The sequence below is a fragment of the Streptomyces sp. NPDC044106 genome (assembly GCF_056433985.1).
The window spans coordinates 119113-135971 of record NZ_JBWKFZ010000004.1; the positions used below are offsets into that span (position 1 = coordinate 119113).

Below are 16859 nucleotides of genomic sequence, written 5' to 3' on the forward strand. Positions count from 1 at the left end.
TCTGACGGCGCACACAGTAGAACCCGTTCCAGAAATTGGGAATGGCGGCGACGCGGGCCTATCGCGGGCGGACGGCCCTGATCAGCAGTGGGGGCAGCAGCGCGCACTGCGCCGCGACCGCCGTCCAGAACAGCCCCGGGTGACCGGAGCGTTCGGCCAGGGCGTAGCCCTCGCCGCCCGCGATGCCGCTGGCGAAGGCGCCGATGCCCGCCGCCAGGCGCTGGCGGCCGAAGACGACGGCCGGTGCGCGGGAGGACCGCGCCAGGGCCTCCAGGTCGTTCTTGAGGAAGAGGACGATCTCGCCGAGGCAGATCAGCAGGGAACCGGCCAGGACGGCGAGCGGGTGGCCGAGGGCGAGCGCGGCCATGCCGGTGGCCAGGGCGGTGAAGCCGATGCGCAGGGCGCGGAGGTAGGGCAGGCGGGCGATCCACTGCGACAGGAGTGGCTGGGTGACGACGAGGAGCACGGCGTAGAGCGCGAGGACCAGGCCGTAGAAGAGGGTCGAGGTCCTGGGTACGACGTAGAGCGCGAGGTAGTGCTGGAAGAACATGAAGACGTAGACGCTCAGGACGGTGATCGCGAAGGGCAGGAGGGGTGGTCCGGCACCGGCTCCTTCGTGCCGACCGGGTCCGGGCGGATCGCCGTCCGCCAGTGGCGGTTCCGGCTGTCGCTCCGGGCCTTCCACCGGGAGCAGCGCGTGGCCCGCCGTGATCGCCGCGAAGAGCCCGGCGACCGCCGTGAAGAGCCCCGTCGAGGCGGTGAGCACGAACGGGGCGGCGGCGATGGGCCCCAGCGCGATGCCCGCGTTGAGAGCCGAACTGCTCGCGGACAGCAGCAGCGGGCGCCGCGCCTGTGCCGCGCCGTGCACCAAGTACGCCTTGTTCGCGGGCAGGTAGAGCGCGGCGCCGCAGGAGACGAGGAACAGCGCGGTGACGGCCACGGCCGGCCGGTCCAGGCCCGGCACGAAGGCCGCGAACCCCGCCGTACGCACCAGCAGGGCGAGCAGCATGGTGCGCCGCAGCCCGATCCGTCCGGCGAGCGCGGCCCCGACGACGCCGCCGGAGAACTGCACGAACGAGGCGACGGCAAGCACCACGCCGACCGTACCGAGCCCGACGCCCAGGCGTTCGTGCAGCAGCACCGACATGAAGGGCAGCACGGCGAAGCTGCCCAGCGGGATCAGGAAGGAACCGGCCAGCAGGAAGTACTGCGCACCGGTGAGCTCGCTGAGCTCATGGAGGCCTGTGGTGCGGCGCGGTACGGACCGCTTCCCCGCCGTCGTCATTCCCGGTCGTCGTCGGCCACGACGACGGGCCGGATGCTCCCGGCGGCGCTGAGCGCCCGGTGCAGGGCCAGTTCGGCGGTGGCCGCCTCGGCCAGCACGATGCCGGTGCAGCTCCGCTGGTCGTTCAGGTGCTCCACGCGGCGGCCCGGGACCGCTGTGGGGTACCACTCGGGCGATCCGGGGAAGTCCGGGAGACCGTCGAGGCCGGTCCAGCCGGTGAGCGTGCCGGGGCGCTCGGGGTACACGAGCACGAAGCCGGTGGCGGGGCCGCGCGCCGTGCCGGGGTCGGCGACGGCGTCCAGGAGCGCAGGCCTGCGACCGAGCGCCGTCTCTATCAGGGCGTCGTAGACGTTCGTGCGCAGGAAACGGCACAGCGCCTCGCCGACGAGCGCGCCGCCGATACGGCGGTTGATCTCCACCAGTTCCGGACCGTCCTTGGTGAGGACGAACTCCACGTGGGCGAAGCCGTCGGCGTGACCGGCGGCGGCCAGCACGCGCGCCACCCAGTCCTGGACGAGGGCGAGTTCGGAGTCGGGAAGAGCGACCGGGAAGGCGGCGGCCTCCTCGCGCACCGACGGCTCGGGCGACAGCTGGCGGCTCAGGATGCCGAGCAGCCGTGTCTCGCCCTGCCAGCTCAGGGTCTCCGCGCTGTAGACGGGGCCGGAGAAGAAGCGCTCCGCGAACAGCCGCCCCTTGAAGGCGCGTCGGGAGGCTTCCGTGAGCGCCGCGTGGAGCTGCTGCTCGTCGCGGACCGGCCAGACGTTGCGCGAGGAGGTGCCGGAGGAATCCTTCAGGACGGCGGGAAGGCCGATCTCACGGAGGATGTCCGCGGCGGCCGAGGCGTCGGCGGGGACGGCCAGGGCGCCGCTGCCGCTCAGGCCCCGCTCATGGAGGAGGGCGCGCACCCGGCTCTTGTCCCGCAGCTGCCTGACCGTGCTCGGGTCGGGCCCCGGCAGACCGAACTTCGCGGCGAGATCGGCCCCGGGAACGCTCCAGGTGTCGGTCGAGTTGATGAGCCCGCACAGGTCGGGCAGGGCGGCGAGAGCGGCGGCGCAGACCGCTTCGTCGGTGGTGTCGATGTCGACGACGTCGATCGTGGCGAGGGCGTCGGGGGTGAGGTGGGCGAGTTCGTGGCGGTAGACGTCACGGTCGCCGGTGAGCAGGCACAGCCGGTGCCCGGCCCGGTCGGCCGCCTCGACGAGGCGTCCGAGGCCGAAGGTGAGTGCTTCCAGAGCGGCGATGGTCACGGTGCCTGGTTCTCCTGTGTCGGTGCTTCGAACGGGGCGTCGGCTTGCGCGGGTACGGCGGGTCGGCTGCCCTCGGCCGGGTGGCGTACGTCGTACCGCCGCCGGTTCCACTCCATCGCCGACCAGGGCGGGGCGAGGTCGGCGAGGCCGGTGATCTGATGCGGCTTCAGGGTGCGGGGGTCGAGGGCCTCGTGGTGACGGGCGAAGACGCGTTCGGTGTAGCGGTGTCCGGTGTCGGCGCCGATGACCAGGTGCGTGCGGTCGGGGTTGCGGGCGGCCTCCCAGCCGGCGACGAGGTGGGCAGCGCCCGTGGACAGGCCCGCGAACACGGCGTGGTCCCGCAGCAGGCCGACGGCCCCGGCCATGGCGTGCCGGAAGTCGAGCCAGTGAAGGGTGTCGTAGAGGTCGTGGCGGACGTTGTCGAACGGAATGGAGCTGCCGATCCCTGCGATGATCGCCTCGGGGTCGCTGAACCCCTCGCTGCCGAAGGTGACGCTGCCGAAGGGCTGCACGCCGAGCAGGCGTACGGCACGGCCGCTCCCGCGCAGCGCCTGGACGAGGCCGCCGCTGGAGGACCCGGTGCCCACGGCGCCCACCACGGTCAGCGGCACGCCGGGCAGCGCGCGGCCGACGAGGGCGGCGAACTCGCGGTAGCCGGTGTAGTGGACGGCGTCGTGGTACTGGCGCATCCAGTGCATGCCGGGCCGCTGTGCGAGCAGTTCGCGGACCCGGCGGACCCTGCCCTCCTGGTCGAGCCGCAGGTCCTTCGATGGCGGCATCTGGTCCACCGTGGCGCCGAGCACCTCCAGTTGGGCGCGCATCGTGGCGTCGACGGTGGTGGAGGCGACGATGTGGCAGTTGAGTCCGTAGCGGTGGCAGGCCATGGCCAGAGCAAGTGCGTAGATGCCGCTGGAGCTGTCGATCAGGGTCTGGCCGGGTTGCACGGTCCCGCGTTCCAGCAGCGTGCGGACCGCGCCGAGGGCGGCGTAGACCTTCAGCGTCTCGAAGCGGGCCAGCACGACGTTGTCGGAGAGTCGCAGCAGGTCGGGGGCCTTGATCGCGTCGGTGATGTGCTCGTGGACGGGGGCGGCGGAGACGTGCTCGTGGGCGGGCGCGTGCTCATGGGCCGGGGCGGTGGGCGTGCGCTCTGTGTGCGTCGAGGTCACGGTCGCCGTCACCGCCCGACCGAGCGCAGGTAGCGGCCGAGCTTCTCGGCCCCCGCGATATTGCGCGGCCCGCTGACGACATCGCCGTACGACAGGACGAGGAACCGCTTGTCCCGCACCGCCGGTACCGACTTCAGAGCGGGCTTCGACGTCAGGTAGGCGATCTTTTCCTTGGCGGGCTGGTCGGCGTAGTCGACGATCACGATGACGTCGGGCCTTGCCTTGATGACGGGCTCCCAGCCCACCGTGGTCCAGCCCTTGTCGAGGTTCCCGAAGACGTTCCTGCCACCGGCGGCGCCGATGATGTCGTCCGGCGCGGCGTGCCGGCCTGCCGTGAACGGCTGGTCGGTGCCCGAGTCGTAGACGAACACCTTGGCGGGGTCGCCCTCGCGGGGCCAGGTCTTCTTGAGGGCGGCCACGCGGCCCTTGAGGTCGGCGACGAGGGCGCGGGCCCGCTTCTCGACGCCGAAGATCTTGCCGAGGTTGCCCAGGTCCGTGTAGAGCGCATCCAGGGGCGGCACGTCGACGCTCTTGTCGCCGTAGTCCCAGCAGGTCTCGGTGTGCAGGTAGCTGGCGATGCCCACCTTGTCCAGGAGGGCGGGCGTGACGCCGCGCTCCTCGCTGAAGCCGGAGTTCCAGCCCGCGAGGACCCAGTCGGCGTCGGCGTCGACGACGATCTCCCGGGTGATGCGCTCGGTACCGAGGCGTTCCACCCGGGCGTAGTCCTCGCGCCAGGGCGAGCCCTTGATGGCGGGGTCGCCGAGCTTGTTCATGACGTAGCCGCGCATCCGGCCGGCCAGTCCCAGGGCGAACATCTTCTCCGCGCCGCTCACGTCGTAGGCGACCGCCCGCTCGGGACGCTTGTACGTGACGTCCTTGCCGCAGTTGGAGACGGTGACGGTGGCGGGCTTGCTGTCCGCGGTCCGCTCGACCTCGGCGCCGCAGCCGGTGGTGAGCAGGATCCCGGTGGCCAGCAGCCCTGCGAGGGCTCGGGGGAACGAGGGTCGGGTCACGCGTGTGGTCCTTCCGGCGATGCGTCGGTTGCTGTGTTCGTGGGGAGTGGGGCCTCGGCCGGCGGTGAGGCCGGGGCGAGGTCGTAGAGCAGTTGTGGGATGCCGCTGCGCGGGTGCGGCACGACCGCCGCGTCGACGCCGAACACCTTGCGGACCAGCTCGGGCGTCAGCACCTCGGCGGGGGCACCGGACGCGACGAGGCAGCCTCCACCCAGCACGGCGATGCGGTCGCAGACCTGCGCGGCGAGGTTGAGGTCGTGCAGGGCCGTGAGCACGGTCAGGCCGGAGTCGCGCAGGAAGGAGAGCAGCTCCACCTGGTGCCGTACGTCGAGGTGGTTGGTGGGTTCGTCGAGGACCAGGAGGCGGGGTTCCTGGACGAGGGCCCGCGCGACCAGCACGCGCTGCCGCTCGCCGCCGGAGAGGCTCAGCACGCTGCGGTCCGCGAGGTGGGCCACGTCGAGCCGGTCCATGGCCTGCCCGCACAGCTCCCGTTCGCGGGCGGTCAGGGGATGGTTGCCGTGGGCGTGCGGGGTGCGGCCCAGTGCGACCACCTCCTCGACGGTGAAGTCGAGTTCGGTGTGGCTCTCCTGGGTCAGCGCGGCGATCGAGCGGGCGCTGTCGCGCAGTTTCAGCGACGTCACGTCGGTGCCGTCGAGCAGCACGGCGCCGGACGTCGGACGCATCGCCCGGTAGACACAGCGCAGGGCGGTCGACTTGCCGCTGCCGTTGGGGCCGACCAGCCCCACGACGGAGCCCGCGGCCACCTCGATGTCCAGCCGGTCGACGAGCGCGCGCCCGGCCGCCTCGACCGTCAGGTCACGCAGGGAGAGGACCATCTACCGGCCTCCGAAGAGATAGCCGCGGCGGCGCATCAGCACGATGAACACCGGAACCCCGATGAGCGCGGTGATCACGCCGAGCGGCAGTTCCTCGGGGGCGAAGGCGGTACGGGCCACGAGATCGACCCAGACCATGAAGCAGGCGCCGGCCAGGGGTGCGACCGCGAGTACCCGCCGGTGCGTGGAGCCGACCCAGATCCGCACCACGTGGGGCAGGACCAGGCCGACGAAGCCGACGGCGCCGCTGACCGCGACGATCAGCCCGGTGACGGCGGCGGTGAGCACGAAGAGGCCGCGCCGCAGCGCGTCCGCGTCCACCCCGAGGCTGGCCGCCGTCTCGTCGCCGAGCGAGAGCACGTCCAGCGAGCGGCTGTGCCGCAGCAGCACGACGACCGCGACGAGGACCGCCGCCGTCACCAGGGGCAGGGACTCCCAGGACGCCGACCCGAGGCTGCCGAGCAGCCAGAACAGCACGGTCCGGGCGGCCTGCCCGTTCGGGGCGAGGAAGACCAGGACGCTCATGAGCGCCTGGAAGCCGTACGCGAGCGCCACTCCGGTCAGCACCAGGCGCAGCGGCGTCAGGCCCAGCGGGCCGCGCGCCGCCAGATACACGAGGACCGTCGCGCCCAGGGCGCCGAGGAACGCGGCGGCCGACAGCGCGTACACGCCGAGCCCGGCGAAGACCCCGAACACCACGACGGCGGTCGCCCCCACGGAGGCACCCGAGGAGATGCCGAGCACGAACGGGTCCGCGAGGGCGTTGCGCACCAGCGCCTGGATGGCGACGCCCACGACGGAGAGCCCGGCCCCCACGACCGCGGCGAGCAGCACCCGCGGGGTGCGCACGTGCCAGACGATGGAGTACCCCGTCACCTCGTCCGCGCCGATGGTGCCCCCGGTGAGCGCCGCGTACACGAAGTGCACGACGTCGCCCGGCGGTACGACGGTCGGTCCCAGCGCGATGCCCGCCAGGATCGAGACGACCAGCGTGCCGGAGAGCACCACGAGTGTCGTCGCCAGCCTGCCGCGGCCCGCGGGCCGGTCCTCGGAGCCGTCGCGCGGTGCGCCGGGCGGGCGGGCGGCGCGGCGTGGGAAAGTGCCCGCGTGTCCGCGGACCTGTGCGACGCGGGTCACGGCCGGGTCCCGCTCACGATCAGCCGCTTGGAGTGGTGGTCGTAGGGGCCGCCGTCGAAGCCGCCGTAGCACCGCACGTCGGTGAAGCCGGCCGCCTCGAAGAGCGCGCGCAGTTCGGCCGCGCTGTAGAGGAAGGAGGTGAGGGACGCCTCGCGCGCCTCACCGTCGCGCACCAGCGTCCAGTCGGTGCGCAGCCGCGTCCAGCTGTCCAGGACGGTGTCGCGCTGCACGACGTACGCGCCGCCGTCGAGTTCGACGACCTGCGGACGGCCGATCCAGCCCGCGAGGACCTCCTTGCCCATCACGTCGATGAGGAGGCGTCCGCCCGGCACGAGCGAGTCGTGGGCGTTGCGCAGCACGCGCTCGTTGTCGAGCGGGTCGTCGAAGTAGCCGAAGGAGGTGAAGAGGTTGAGCACCACGTCGTACGACTCCTGCTCGACGTGCGTCAGCATGTCGGCCCGCACCAGCCGGACGTCGGCCCCGGCCGCCTCGCACGCGGCCTCCGCGCGCTTCAGCATGGCGGGGCTGAGGTCCACGCCGGTCACCGCGCAGCCGCGCCGGGCCAGCGGTACGAGGTAGAGGCCGGGCCCGCAGCACAGGTCGAGGACGCGGCTGCCTGCCCGGAGTTGGAGCAGCGGCGACTCGCTGACCAGGCTCTCCGCCTCCGTGCGCCTGCGCTCGGAGAACATGGTCTCGGAGAAGTCGGACCAGAATGCGTCGTCCTCGTACCAGTGCATGCAGCTGCTACCTCGTTCCAGTGCCGGTCACGCCGTGCGGGGTCTGCTGCAGTGGTCGTACACGGAGGCGGTCTGGTTCCCGCGTCCTCGTGTCCGGATGTGACAGGGAATCGTCATTGCGGCCATGTGCCGCGGCGATGAGGATGAGTGCATGCCCCTTGCACACCGGGTGGTCATCGCGGTCTTCCCCGATGTCGACCTCCTCGACGTGACCGGCCCCGCCGAGGTCTTCGCGCTCGCCAACCGCGAGACCGCGGGCCGCGCCGGGTACCAGGTCCGCCTCGCCGGGCCCGCCGCAGGGCCGGTCCGGACGTCGGCCGGGGTGCGGCTGCTCGCCGACCTCTCCTTCGACGAGGTCGGCGCGGAGGTGGACACCCTGCTGGTGCCGGGCGCGGTGGACATGGCGGAGGACGGACCGCGGGCCCGCGTCGATCCGGATGTCGTGGCGTGGGTGAAGGCCACCGCCCCGCACGCCCGGCGCGTGGCTTCGGTGTGCGTGGGCGCGCATCTCCTTGCCGCGGCGGGGCTGTTGGACGGGAAGACGGCGACCACCCACTGGTCGACCGCCGCCCAGCTCGCGGCCGACCACCCCGGCGTCACGGTCGACCCGGACCCCATCTTCGTACGCACCGACCGCGGCCGGCTGTGGACCGGCGCCGGGATCAGCGCCTGCCTGGACCTGGCGCTGGCCCTGGTCGCCGAGGACCTGGGCGAGCAGGCCGCACTGACGGTGGCCCGGCAACTGGTGCTCTACCTCAAACGGCAGGGCGGCCAGAGCCAGTTCTCGGTCCCACTGGGCCGCGCCGCCACCACCCGTCGCGACATCGACGAACTGCGGCTGTGGATCGCCGACCACCTCGACGACGACCTGTCCGCCGGGGCCCTGGCCGCCCGGATGTGTCTCAGCGAGCGGCATTTCGCGCGGGTCTTCACCCAGGAGACGGGGACGAGCCCCGCCGCGTACGTCGAGGCCGCCCGCATCGAGGTGGCCCGACGGCTCCTGGAGACGACCGACCGGCCGCTCGACCAGGTCGCGTCGGCCGCCGGGATCGGCTCGGTCGAGACGCTGCACCGGGCGTTCCGGCGGCAGCTGGCGACCACGCCGGTGGCCTACCGGCGCCGCTTCCGCACCCAGACCCCCTGACCTGTCGGCACTGGGCATCCGCTGCCCGACTCGCCGACCGACCCGAACCACACGGCTGAGTGCCTGTCTTCGAACTCGGCCCCGCACACCGGCCCAACGGCCGGACGATCTCCGTCCCGCAGGCGAGGCACCCCGCTTCGCCATGCCCAAACGCCCGACGAAAGGCACCCGATGAGCGAGAACACCCCGTCCAAGTCCCTGCGTGACGTCTTCAGCCTGGACAACCGGCCGCCCCGCCTCGCCGACTCCGCCCTGGTCCTGATCGACTTCCAGAACACCTACCGCACCGGCGTGATGGAACTGGAGGGCGCCGACGAGGCACTCGCGGCAGGGGCCCGGCTCCTGGCGCGGGCCCGCGCCGCGGGCATCCCCGTCGTCCACGTCATCAACGACAGCGGCGAGGGCACCCCTTACGACATCCGTGCCCACATCGGCGCGATCAGCGACGAGGTCGCCCCGCTGGACGGCGAACCGGTCGTCGTCAAGGCGTTCCCCGACTCCTTCCACGCCACCGACCTGGAGAAGACCCTCATCGACCTGGGCTTCGCCCCCGGCGCCGACAAGGACCTCGTCCTGGCCGGATTCATGACCCACATGTGCGTCGCCTTCACGGCGCAGGGCGCGGTCAACCACGGCTACCGTCCCACCGTCGTCGCCGAGGCCACGGCCACCCGGTCCCTCGCCGCCCCGGACGGCACCGTCCTGTCCGCCGACGCCGTGCGGGCCGCCGCCCTGACCACGATCACCGACCGGTTCGGCCCCGTGGTCCGCACCGTGGACGCCCTGCCCGCCTGAGGCCCCTGAGTCACGAGGGCGTCGCGCCGCCGACATGCGGGCGCGGCGCCCCTGAGCGATGTTGAAGAGGTGCCGATCGGGGCACCCGACGATGACGACAGCTCAGGGAGGCAAGGATGGCGCTGCGTCATCGACTGATCAGAGTGAGTCCTGCGACGGTATGGACCGTTCTCTCCGACGGCGGCAAATACGCCGAATGGGTGGTGGGCACCGCGTCCTCGCGGCCCCTGCGCGGCCAGTGGCCGGCCGTCGGGGCGGCGATCGAGTACGAAGTGCGCCTGGGCCCGATCAGGGCCACCAACGAAACGGTCGTCCGCCGCTGCGAGGAGGGCACCGTGCTGGAGCTGGAGGCGAAGGCGGGCCCCCTCGGCACGGCCCGGATCGCGATCGACGTACGCCCGTGGGGCGAGGACACCCTGGTCAAGGTGGACGAGCACCCCCTGCACGGAGCGGCGGGCGCCCTGCACAACACCGGTGTCGAGGCCCTGATCCAGCTGCGCCACCGCGCGATGCTCGCCCGGCTCGCCCGCGTGTGCGAGGCGGAGGCGGGCCGTCAGGAGTCCGGCCGCGAGGCGCGGGCCGGGAAGGGCGCCTCCCGCGGCGAGGGGGGCGGAGAGGCCTATGCCTGACGCGGTGGTGATCGGGGCCGGTCCCAACGGTCTGGTCGCGGCCAACGTGCTGGCGGACGCCGGGTGGAGCGTGACGGTCCTGGAGGAGCAGCCGGAGCCCGGTGGCGCGGTGCGGCACGACCGGGAGGTGCACCCCGACTTCGTCAACGACCTCTTCAGCTCCTTCTACCCCCTCGCCGCGGCGTCCCCGATCCTGAACGGGCTGCGCCTGCACGAGTACGGGCTGCGCTGGAGCCACGCCCCCCAAGTCCTCGCCCACCCCCTCACCGACGGCCGTTGCGCCGTCCTCGATCGAAGCGTCGAGGCCACGGCTGCCTCCCTGGAGGCCTTCGCACCGGGTGACGGCGATTCCTGGCGGCGCGTGCACGAGGTGTGGGACGGCATCAGGTCCGACCTGCTGAGCGCCTTGTTCACGCCGTTTCCGCCGATCCGGGCCACCGCGCGGATGGCGTACCGGCTCAGGGTGTCGGGCGCGCTCCGGCTGGCCCGCTCGCTGGTGCTGCCGGTGCGGCGGCTCGGCGAGGAGGAGTTCGCGGGTGAGGGCGGACGGCTGCTGCTCGCGGGCAACGCGCTGCACGCCGACCTCGCGCCCGAGGCGGCGGGCAGCGGCGGATTCGGGTGGCTCATGGCGATGCTGGGCCAGACCTACGGCTTCCCGGTACCGGTCGGCGGCTCCGGCCAACTCATCAAGGCGCTGGCCGACCGGCTGACGGCGCGCGGAGGCAGCGTGCAGTGCGGGCGGCGGGTCGAGCAGATCGTCGTCCGCGACAGGCGCGCGGTCGCGGTGCGCACCTCGGACGGCGATACGGTGAGCGCCGCGCGCGCCGTTCTCGCCGATGTGTCGGTGCCCGCGCTGTACGGCGAACTCATCGCGCCGGAACATCTGCCGGGGCAGCTCCTGACGGACCTGCGGCGCTTCCAGTGGGACTTCAGCACGTTCAAGGTGGACTGGGCGCTCGACGGCCCCGTGCCCTGGCAGGCGGAGGGAGTGGCCGGAGCGGGCACCGTCCACCTCGCCGACGGCGTGGACGAGCTCACCCGGTTCGCCGCGCAGCTCGCCATGCGCCAGGTGCCCGACCGGCCGTTCCTGCTCTTCGGCCAGATGACGACCTCGGACGCCACCCGCTCGCCCCAGGGCACCGAATCCGCCTGGGCCTACACCCACGTACCGCAGGACATCCGGGAGGACGCCGGTGGCGCGGGCATCTGTGGGGCGTGGCGCAAGGAGGACCAGGAGGCGATGGCCGACCGGATCGAGCAGCAGGTCGAGCGCTTCGCCCCGGGTTTCCGCGGCCTGATCCGCGCCCGTCGCCTCCTGGCGCCGACGACCTTGCAGTCCATGGACCGCAATCTGCACGGCGGCGCGATCAACGGCGGCACCACGTCGCTGCACCAGCAGCTCTTCTTCCGGCCGGTCCCCGGCACCGGCCGCCCGGAGACGCCCGTGGACGGCCTGTTCCTCGCGTCGGCCGGTGCCCACCCCGGCGGCGGCGTGCACGGAGCTCCGGGTGCCAACGCGGCCAGGGCCGCCCTGCGGCGCCGCCTGCCGGTTCCGCTCGCCGGGGCGCAGCGCCTGCTCACGGCTCGCACCCGCCTGCGCGCCGGCGAGCAACGCGGAGGGTGATGACCACGCGGAACAGTCCGTTGGCGGGCCGCACCGTCGTGGTGACCGGGGCGGCGCGCGGTCTGGGTGCGGCCCTCGCCCGGGAACTGGCCCGCCGCCACGCCGACATCGCGCTGCTCGGCCATGAGCGGGCCGCCTTGGAGGACGTCGCCGCCGCCCTGCCCACCTCCACGCTCGCCCTTGAGGTGGACATCACCGACGAGGCGTCCCTCCGGGCCGCGGCGCGCACGGTGCGGGCGCGCCTCGGACGGCCCTCCGTGGTCGTGGCCAACGCGGGCATCGCCGAGGCCGGTCCCTTCGCCACGGCGGACTTCTCGTCATGGCGCCGGGTGATCGAAGTGAACCTCACCGGCAGCGCGCTCACCGCCCAAACCTTCCTGCCCGACCTGGTGCACACCCGCGGCTACCACCTGCAGATCGCGTCCCTGGCGGCGCTCGGCGCCGTGCCGATGATGAGCGCCTACTGCGCCTCCAAGGCGGGGGTCGAGGCCTTCACGCACTCCCTGCGCGCCGAAACGGCCCACCGCGGCGTCGCGGTGGGCCTCGCCTACCTCAACTGGGTCGACACCGACATGATCGGCCATGTGGACGGCGAACCGGCGCTCAGGCAACCGCGCGGTCTCCTTCCCCGGCCCGCCCGACGCGTCACCTCGGCGGACGAGGTCGCCGTCCGGCTCGCCCACGCCGTGGAGCACCGTCGTACCGCCGTCTACGTCCCCGCCTGGGCGCGCCTGGCACAGACCGGACGCGTCCTGCTTCCACCCGTCGTCACCCGGCTCTCCCGCGCCCGGCTGCGGCGATCACAGGCGGACCGGTCCATCGGGCAGACGGGACCGCTGGGACCGGGCGGCCGGGCGGACCGGGCCGCCCGAGGCGACGGCGCGTAGCACTCCCGTCTCACCGAAGCCATGGACCGAACCCGCGGTCCGGGCCTCGGCGGTGCGCCGTTGTACCCCTGCTCGCACAGCGGGCCCCGCCGCGACGGGGGAGACACGGCGGGACCCAACAAAGCGAGTGCCCGCTGAGGAGACGCTCACACCCCCGTCTTGTACTTGATTACGGGTTCGCCGGTGAGCGGCCGGCGCCGGGCCGCCGCAGCGGTGCCTCCGCGGCCCGCACACGATCACTCACTGGCCGTCCTTCAGCTTGATGATGTTCCCGTCCTTGTCGAGCGTGTGGTCGTTCCAGTACTTGTCCCACTTGTCCCCGACGTGCTCGGGGACCTTGCCCTCCGGGTAGCGGGCGTACCCCTTGGGCGGCTCCTCGCCGTCGGGCTGGCACGCGGAGCCGCTGCTGCCCACCCGCAGGACGGGGTACTCGCCGCCGCCGCAGGTCGCGTCCTCCGTGGAGCAGCCGGTGAGCACCGCGGCCGCGACGCCCGCCAGGGCGAGTCCCACGGCGGCCCGCGCCGGACGGCTGCCGATCACGCGGGAGACCGGACGAACTCGGATGTTGCTGGCCACTGTTGACTCCTTCACGTGTGCTTGTTCGGCCAGCATGCGCGAGTCGTGGGCCCGCGATCATGAGTACGGGTACTCAAACCGGCCGTACGGCCTACCTGAGGAGACGCCCTGCCCGAGGGGGCGGCGGACCACTCCGAGGTTCAGGAGAGCGTGCCGACCACGTCCCGCACCCGGCCGGCGACGGATTCCGGAAGCGGCGCGTGGTGCAGCCCGGACAGTTCCTTCTGCCCCGCCTCGCTCGCCGTGTAGGTCAGGAACGACTTGAGCGCGGGCAGCGTCTCCCTGCGGTTGCCCTTGTCGCAGACGATCTCGTAGGTCACCTGGACGATGGGGTACGCGCCCGGGGTCGAGGCGCCGTAGCGGAACTTCAGCGTCATGTCCTGGCCCTCGCCCGCGACGCGGGCCTGCGCGATACCGGCCGACGCCGTCGCGGGCGTCGGTGGAACCGGGGCGGGCGCGCCCGTGTCGATGCTCACGGTCTCGATCCCGCGGTCCCGCGCGAAGGACAGCTCGAAGTAGCCGATGGCGCCGACCCCCGCGGTCACCTCCGACGCGACGCCGCTCGACCCGCTCGCGGACGCCCCTCCCCTGCCCTGCCAGGCCTTGCCGACCGGATGGGCCCAGGCCCCGGGGGCCGCGCCCGCGAGGTAGGCCTGGAAGTTCTGCGTGGTGCCGGAGTCGTCGGAGCGGTGCACGGGGCGGACGGGCATGGACGGCAGCTCGGCGTCCGGGTTCAGGCGCTGGACAGCCGGGTCGTCCCAGGTGGTGATCTTGCGGTCGAAGATCTTCGCGAGCGTCGGTGCGTCCAGTACGAGGTCCGCCACGCCCGGCACGTCGTAACCGATCGCGATGGGCCCGCCGACCATGGGCAGGTCGATGGCGCGGCCGCCCCGGCACACGTCCTTCGAGCGCTCGACCTCATCGGGCTTCAACGCGCCGTCGGAGCCGCCAAAGGCGGTGGCACCTCGCAGGAACTGCGCGCTGCCCGCCCCCGATCCGATCGGGTTGTACGCGATCCGCACGCCCGGGCACGCGCCTTGGTACTGCTTGATCCAGTACTTCATCGCGTTCTGCTGGGCGCTCGACCCGGTCCCCGGCACCCTCCCCGACTCGGCACAGTCGATCCCCGCGACGGAGGAGGGCCGGGCGGCGGCGCCCTCCCCGTCCTCGTCGTCTCCCCCTATGCCCGCGACACCGCATCCCGCGAGGGCCAGCGGGAGCAGGGCCGTGAGGCAGACCGCCGTGCGCGCCCTGCCTCCTCGATACGTACGTCCTGGACGTGGGCGTTGCAACGTTGTCCCCTCGGGGTACCGCGACATGGATCTCCGCCGGCCTGCGGACCTGACCTGCGGACCTGACCTGCAGGCTGGGCCTCTCGACCGGACCTCAGATGCTCGCCCATCCAGGGCGACGGCGGGTGACGCGCAGGCGAACATCGCGCGACGTGCCGCGGTACGGAGATCGAGTGGTAGGCGGGACGGGACGCAGGGTGACCGGCGCAAGGCGCCCTCGCCGGGCGTGCCTTCGCCCCTTCGTGCCTCCCCACCTTCGCCCCCCCCGTGCCTCTGAGGGCGTGTCCTACACTCCGGCCATGAAGATCACTCCCGCCGCGGTCGTCGAAGACCTGGCCCCGTCCGGCGTGCTGCGCGCCTCCATCAACCTGGGCAACCCGGTGCTGGCCCAGGGCACTTCGACCGCGCCGGCCGGCGTCACCGTCGACATCGCGCGAGAGGTCGGCACCCGGCTCGGCGTCCCCGTGGAGTTCCGCTGCTTCGACGCGGCCCGCGCGTCGTACGAGGCCATGGTGGAGGGCCGCGCCGACCTATGCTTCCTGGCGGTCGACCCGGCCCGCGAGGCCGAGGTCGCCTTCACCGCGCCGTACGTCGTGATCGAGGGCGTGTACGCCGTGCCCCGTGAGGCGCCCTTCACCGGCGCCGCCGACGTCGACCGCGCCGGTGTGCGCATCGGCGTGAAGCGCGGCTCCGCCTACGACCTGTTCCTCTCCCGCACGCTGCGCCACGCGAGCGTCGTACGCGGCGACGAGGGAGTCGACGTCTTCCGCTCCGAGGGCCTGGAGGTCGCGGCGGGCATCCGGCAGCCGCTGACCGCATACGTGGCTTCCCACCCCGAACTGCGCCTGCTCCAGGGCCGCTTCATGCAGATCCGGCAGGCGGTGGGCACGACGAAGACCCGCGCACCCGAGACGGTCGCGTTCCTGCGCGACGTCATCGAGGAGCTCAAGGCCACGGGGTTCGTCGCCGCCTCCCTGCGGCGCTCGCAACAAAGCGACACGCTGGTCGCCCCGCTCGTGTAGCCTTCCGCACGGCACACGGCCCTACGAGGAGTTGAGATGCCCGGTCGTCCCGGCACGCGCTGACGTACAGGTCGTCCGACCCGTCATCGCGTGCCGCCCACACCTCCGGCACCGCCGGGACCGCGGCACAGCGAGCCCTTCCTGACTCTCTCGGCTTCCTGGGCTTCCCAGGCCTCCTCAAGGGGTTCTTGTGCCGTCCCTTCCGCGTGCCTCCGGCACCGTTCTCGGCGACCGTGACTTCCGCCTGCTCTGGGCGGGGCAGACCGCCTCGCAGTTCGGGGCGCAGACCGGGCAGGTCGTCCTGCCTCTCGTCGCCGTAAGCACCCTCGACGCCTCCACCGGCCTGCTCGGCGCGCTGCGCGCGGTGGAACAGGCGCCGATCCTGCTCTTCTCCCTGTTCGCCGGCGCGTGGGTGGACCGTCGGCGCGCCCGCGACGTCATGGTCCTTTCCGACGTCGGACGCCTGCTGGCGCTGTCCGCCGTCGCCCTCGCGTATCCGCTGGGGGTGTTGGGCCTGCCGGTGCTCTTCGCCGTCGCGTTCATGGTCGGGGTGCTCGGTGTGTTCTTCGACGTGGCGTATCAGGCGTGTCTGGTGCGGCTGGTGGAGCGCGAGCAGCTGGCGCGGGGCAACAGCGTCCTTGAGGGCAGCAGGTCCGCCGCGCAGACCGGCGGGCCCGCGCTGGGCGGCGCGCTGCTGTCGTTCCTCACGCCGCCGTTCGCCACGTTGGCGAGCGCCTTCTTCTTCGCGCTGTCCGCCCTGTGGATCGCCCGCATCCGCCGCGGCGACTCGGACGCGCCGCCCACACCGCCCGAGCGGGCCCCGGGCATCTGGCGCCGGATACACGAAGGCCTCGGCTTCGTCGTCGGCCACCGCGTGCTGCGGGCCGTGGGAGTGGCCTCCGCCGTGTTCCCGTTCTCCTTCGCGGCGCTGATGACCGTGTACCTGCTGTTCCTGCCCCGCGGCCTGCACCTCTCCGGCGCTGCCGTGGGGGCGGCCCTCGCGGCCACAGGGCCGGGCGCCGTCGCGTGGGCTCGCTGCTCGCCGCCCGGCTCCACGGGGGACTCGGTCACGGCCGGGTGCTCGTGACCGCCGCGGTGCTGGCCGACGGGGTACTGCTGTGCGTCCCCGCACAGCACGGCGCCACCCCCATGACGGTGTGTCTGCTCATGGCCGTGAACTTCGCCTTCGGTGCCTTCGGCCAGCTGGTGAACGTCACGCTCATGGCGGTGCGCCAGGCCGTGACGCCCCTCCTCCTCCAGGGCCGGGTCGTCGCCACGATCAACTTCGCCGGCATGGGACTGACCCCGCTCGGCTCGTTGCTCGGCGGCTTCCTGGCCGGTGCGCTGGGGCTGCGTCACGGGCTGCTGGTGACAGCCGTCGGCCTGGCGCTGTCACCGGTATGCATGGTGTTGTCGCCGTTGGGGCGCCTGGGTCGACAGTTGCCGGGGTGACTGTTCGCGAGGGGAAT

At 72.8% G+C, this 16859-nt stretch carries 15 protein-coding genes and 1 pseudogene; 7 read left to right on the forward strand and 9 right to left on the reverse strand.

Annotated features, from left to right (window positions below):
• Window positions 1-58 precede the first annotated feature (58 nt).
• The 7 genes from AC07DI_RS08160 to AC07DI_RS08190 form a co-directional block, all read right to left on the reverse strand.
• The gene (locus AC07DI_RS08160; RefSeq protein ID WP_478903006.1) at window positions 59-1285 is read right to left on the reverse strand and encodes an MFS transporter; all 1227 of its coding nucleotides are present in this window, start codon (window positions 1283-1285) and stop codon (window positions 59-61) included.
• Complete coding sequence (locus tag AC07DI_RS08165; protein ID WP_478903008.1) at window positions 1282-2532, reverse strand: ATP-grasp domain-containing protein; 1251 nt, start codon at window positions 2530-2532, stop codon at window positions 1282-1284. Before AC07DI_RS08165 ends, AC07DI_RS08160 begins: the two co-directional genes overlap by 4 nt.
• Complete coding sequence (locus AC07DI_RS08170; RefSeq protein WP_384256377.1) at window positions 2529-3602, reverse strand: pyridoxal-phosphate dependent enzyme; 1074 nt, start codon at window positions 3600-3602, stop codon at window positions 2529-2531. Before AC07DI_RS08170 ends, AC07DI_RS08165 begins: the two co-directional genes overlap by 4 nt.
• Before the next feature lie 104 nt (window positions 3603-3706).
• Window positions 3707-4711 carry an ABC transporter substrate-binding protein gene (locus AC07DI_RS08175; RefSeq protein WP_478903009.1) on the reverse strand — a complete coding sequence of 335 codons (1005 nt, stop codon included), beginning with the start codon at window positions 4709-4711 and terminating at the stop codon, window positions 3707-3709.
• Window positions 4708-5547, reverse strand: coding sequence for an ABC transporter ATP-binding protein (locus tag AC07DI_RS08180; RefSeq protein ID WP_478903010.1), 840 nt, complete (start codon window positions 5545-5547; stop codon window positions 4708-4710). The genes AC07DI_RS08175 and AC07DI_RS08180 overlap by 4 nt, the downstream gene beginning before the upstream one ends.
• Window positions 5548-6570, reverse strand: coding sequence for a FecCD family ABC transporter permease (locus AC07DI_RS08185; protein WP_478903444.1), 1023 nt, complete (start codon window positions 6568-6570; stop codon window positions 5548-5550).
• A 110-nt stretch (window positions 6571-6680) separates the two neighbouring features.
• The gene (locus tag AC07DI_RS08190; protein ID WP_478903011.1) at window positions 6681-7421 is read right to left on the reverse strand and encodes a class I SAM-dependent methyltransferase; all 741 of its coding nucleotides are present in this window, start codon (window positions 7419-7421) and stop codon (window positions 6681-6683) included.
• Between the two features lie 151 nt (window positions 7422-7572).
• Here AC07DI_RS08190 and AC07DI_RS08195 point away from each other — a divergent pair, with 151 nt between their 5' ends.
• From AC07DI_RS08195 to AC07DI_RS08215, 5 genes are all read left to right on the forward strand, one after another.
• Window positions 7573-8565: a GlxA family transcriptional regulator gene (locus tag AC07DI_RS08195; protein ID WP_384256300.1), complete on the forward strand. Its 993-nt coding sequence runs from the start codon at window positions 7573-7575 to the stop codon at window positions 8563-8565.
• A 171-nt stretch (window positions 8566-8736) separates the two neighbouring features.
• Window positions 8737-9360 (forward strand): isochorismatase family protein, encoded by a 624-nt coding sequence (locus tag AC07DI_RS08200; protein ID WP_478903013.1) that lies wholly within the window; start codon window positions 8737-8739, stop codon window positions 9358-9360.
• Window positions 9361-9476: 116 nt separating this feature from the next.
• Complete coding sequence (locus AC07DI_RS08205; protein ID WP_384256295.1) at window positions 9477-9989, forward strand: SRPBCC family protein; 513 nt, start codon at window positions 9477-9479, stop codon at window positions 9987-9989.
• A complete protein-coding gene (locus AC07DI_RS08210; protein WP_478903014.1) occupies window positions 9982-11613 on the forward strand; it encodes a phytoene desaturase family protein in 1632 nt (543 codons plus the stop codon). Before AC07DI_RS08205 ends, AC07DI_RS08210 begins: the two co-directional genes overlap by 8 nt.
• On the forward strand, window positions 11613-12500 hold the full coding sequence (locus AC07DI_RS08215) for a short-chain dehydrogenase/reductase (RefSeq protein WP_478903016.1): 888 nt from the start codon (window positions 11613-11615) through the stop codon (window positions 12498-12500). Before AC07DI_RS08210 ends, AC07DI_RS08215 begins: the two co-directional genes overlap by 1 nt.
• 240 nt (window positions 12501-12740) lie before the next feature.
• On the opposite strand, the gene AC07DI_RS08220 is transcribed toward AC07DI_RS08215, so the two are convergent.
• Together AC07DI_RS08220 and pstS are read right to left on the reverse strand one after the other, a co-directional pair.
• The gene (locus AC07DI_RS08220) at window positions 12741-13040 is read right to left on the reverse strand and encodes an SCO0607 family lipoprotein (protein ID WP_384256372.1); all 300 of its coding nucleotides are present in this window, start codon (window positions 13038-13040) and stop codon (window positions 12741-12743) included.
• A 176-nt stretch (window positions 13041-13216) separates the two neighbouring features.
• Window positions 13217-14368 carry a phosphate ABC transporter substrate-binding protein PstS gene (pstS, locus tag AC07DI_RS08225; protein WP_478903018.1) on the reverse strand — a complete coding sequence of 384 codons (1152 nt, stop codon included), beginning with the start codon at window positions 14366-14368 and terminating at the stop codon, window positions 13217-13219.
• A gap of 299 nt (window positions 14369-14667) precedes the next feature.
• On the opposite strand from pstS, the gene AC07DI_RS08230 reads away from it, so the two are divergent.
• Both AC07DI_RS08230 and AC07DI_RS08235 read left to right on the forward strand, forming a co-directional pair.
• Entirely contained in the window at window positions 14668-15390 is a 723-nt protein-coding gene (locus AC07DI_RS08230; protein ID WP_478903019.1) for a transporter substrate-binding domain-containing protein, read from the forward strand.
• A gap of 190 nt (window positions 15391-15580) precedes the next feature.
• A pseudogene (locus AC07DI_RS08235) lies at window positions 15581-16842 on the forward strand (MFS transporter).
• The last annotated feature ends 17 nt before the right edge of the window (window positions 16843-16859 follow it).

Excerpts from the sequence above, each read along its gene's own strand:
- AC07DI_RS08160 (WP_478903006.1), bottom strand. The coding sequence starts at position 1,285 with ATGACGACGGCGGGGAAGCGGTCCGTACCGCGCCGCACCACAGGCCTC.
- AC07DI_RS08180 (WP_478903010.1), bottom strand. The coding sequence starts at position 5,547 with ATGGTCCTCTCCCTGCGTGACCTGACGGTCGAGGCGGCCGGGCGCGCG.
- AC07DI_RS08190 (WP_478903011.1), bottom strand. The coding sequence starts at position 7,421 with ATGCACTGGTACGAGGACGACGCATTCTGGTCCGACTTCTCCGAGACC.
- AC07DI_RS08195 (WP_384256300.1), top strand. The coding sequence starts at position 7,573 with ATGCCCCTTGCACACCGGGTGGTCATCGCGGTCTTCCCCGATGTCGAC.
- AC07DI_RS08200 (WP_478903013.1), top strand. The coding sequence starts at position 8,737 with ATGAGCGAGAACACCCCGTCCAAGTCCCTGCGTGACGTCTTCAGCCTG.
- AC07DI_RS08205 (WP_384256295.1), top strand. The coding sequence starts at position 9,477 with ATGGCGCTGCGTCATCGACTGATCAGAGTGAGTCCTGCGACGGTATGG.
- AC07DI_RS08210 (WP_478903014.1), top strand. The coding sequence starts at position 9,982 with ATGCCTGACGCGGTGGTGATCGGGGCCGGTCCCAACGGTCTGGTCGCG.
- AC07DI_RS08215 (WP_478903016.1), top strand. The coding sequence starts at position 11,613 with ATGACCACGCGGAACAGTCCGTTGGCGGGCCGCACCGTCGTGGTGACC.
- AC07DI_RS08230 (WP_478903019.1), top strand. The coding sequence starts at position 14,668 with ATGAAGATCACTCCCGCCGCGGTCGTCGAAGACCTGGCCCCGTCCGGC.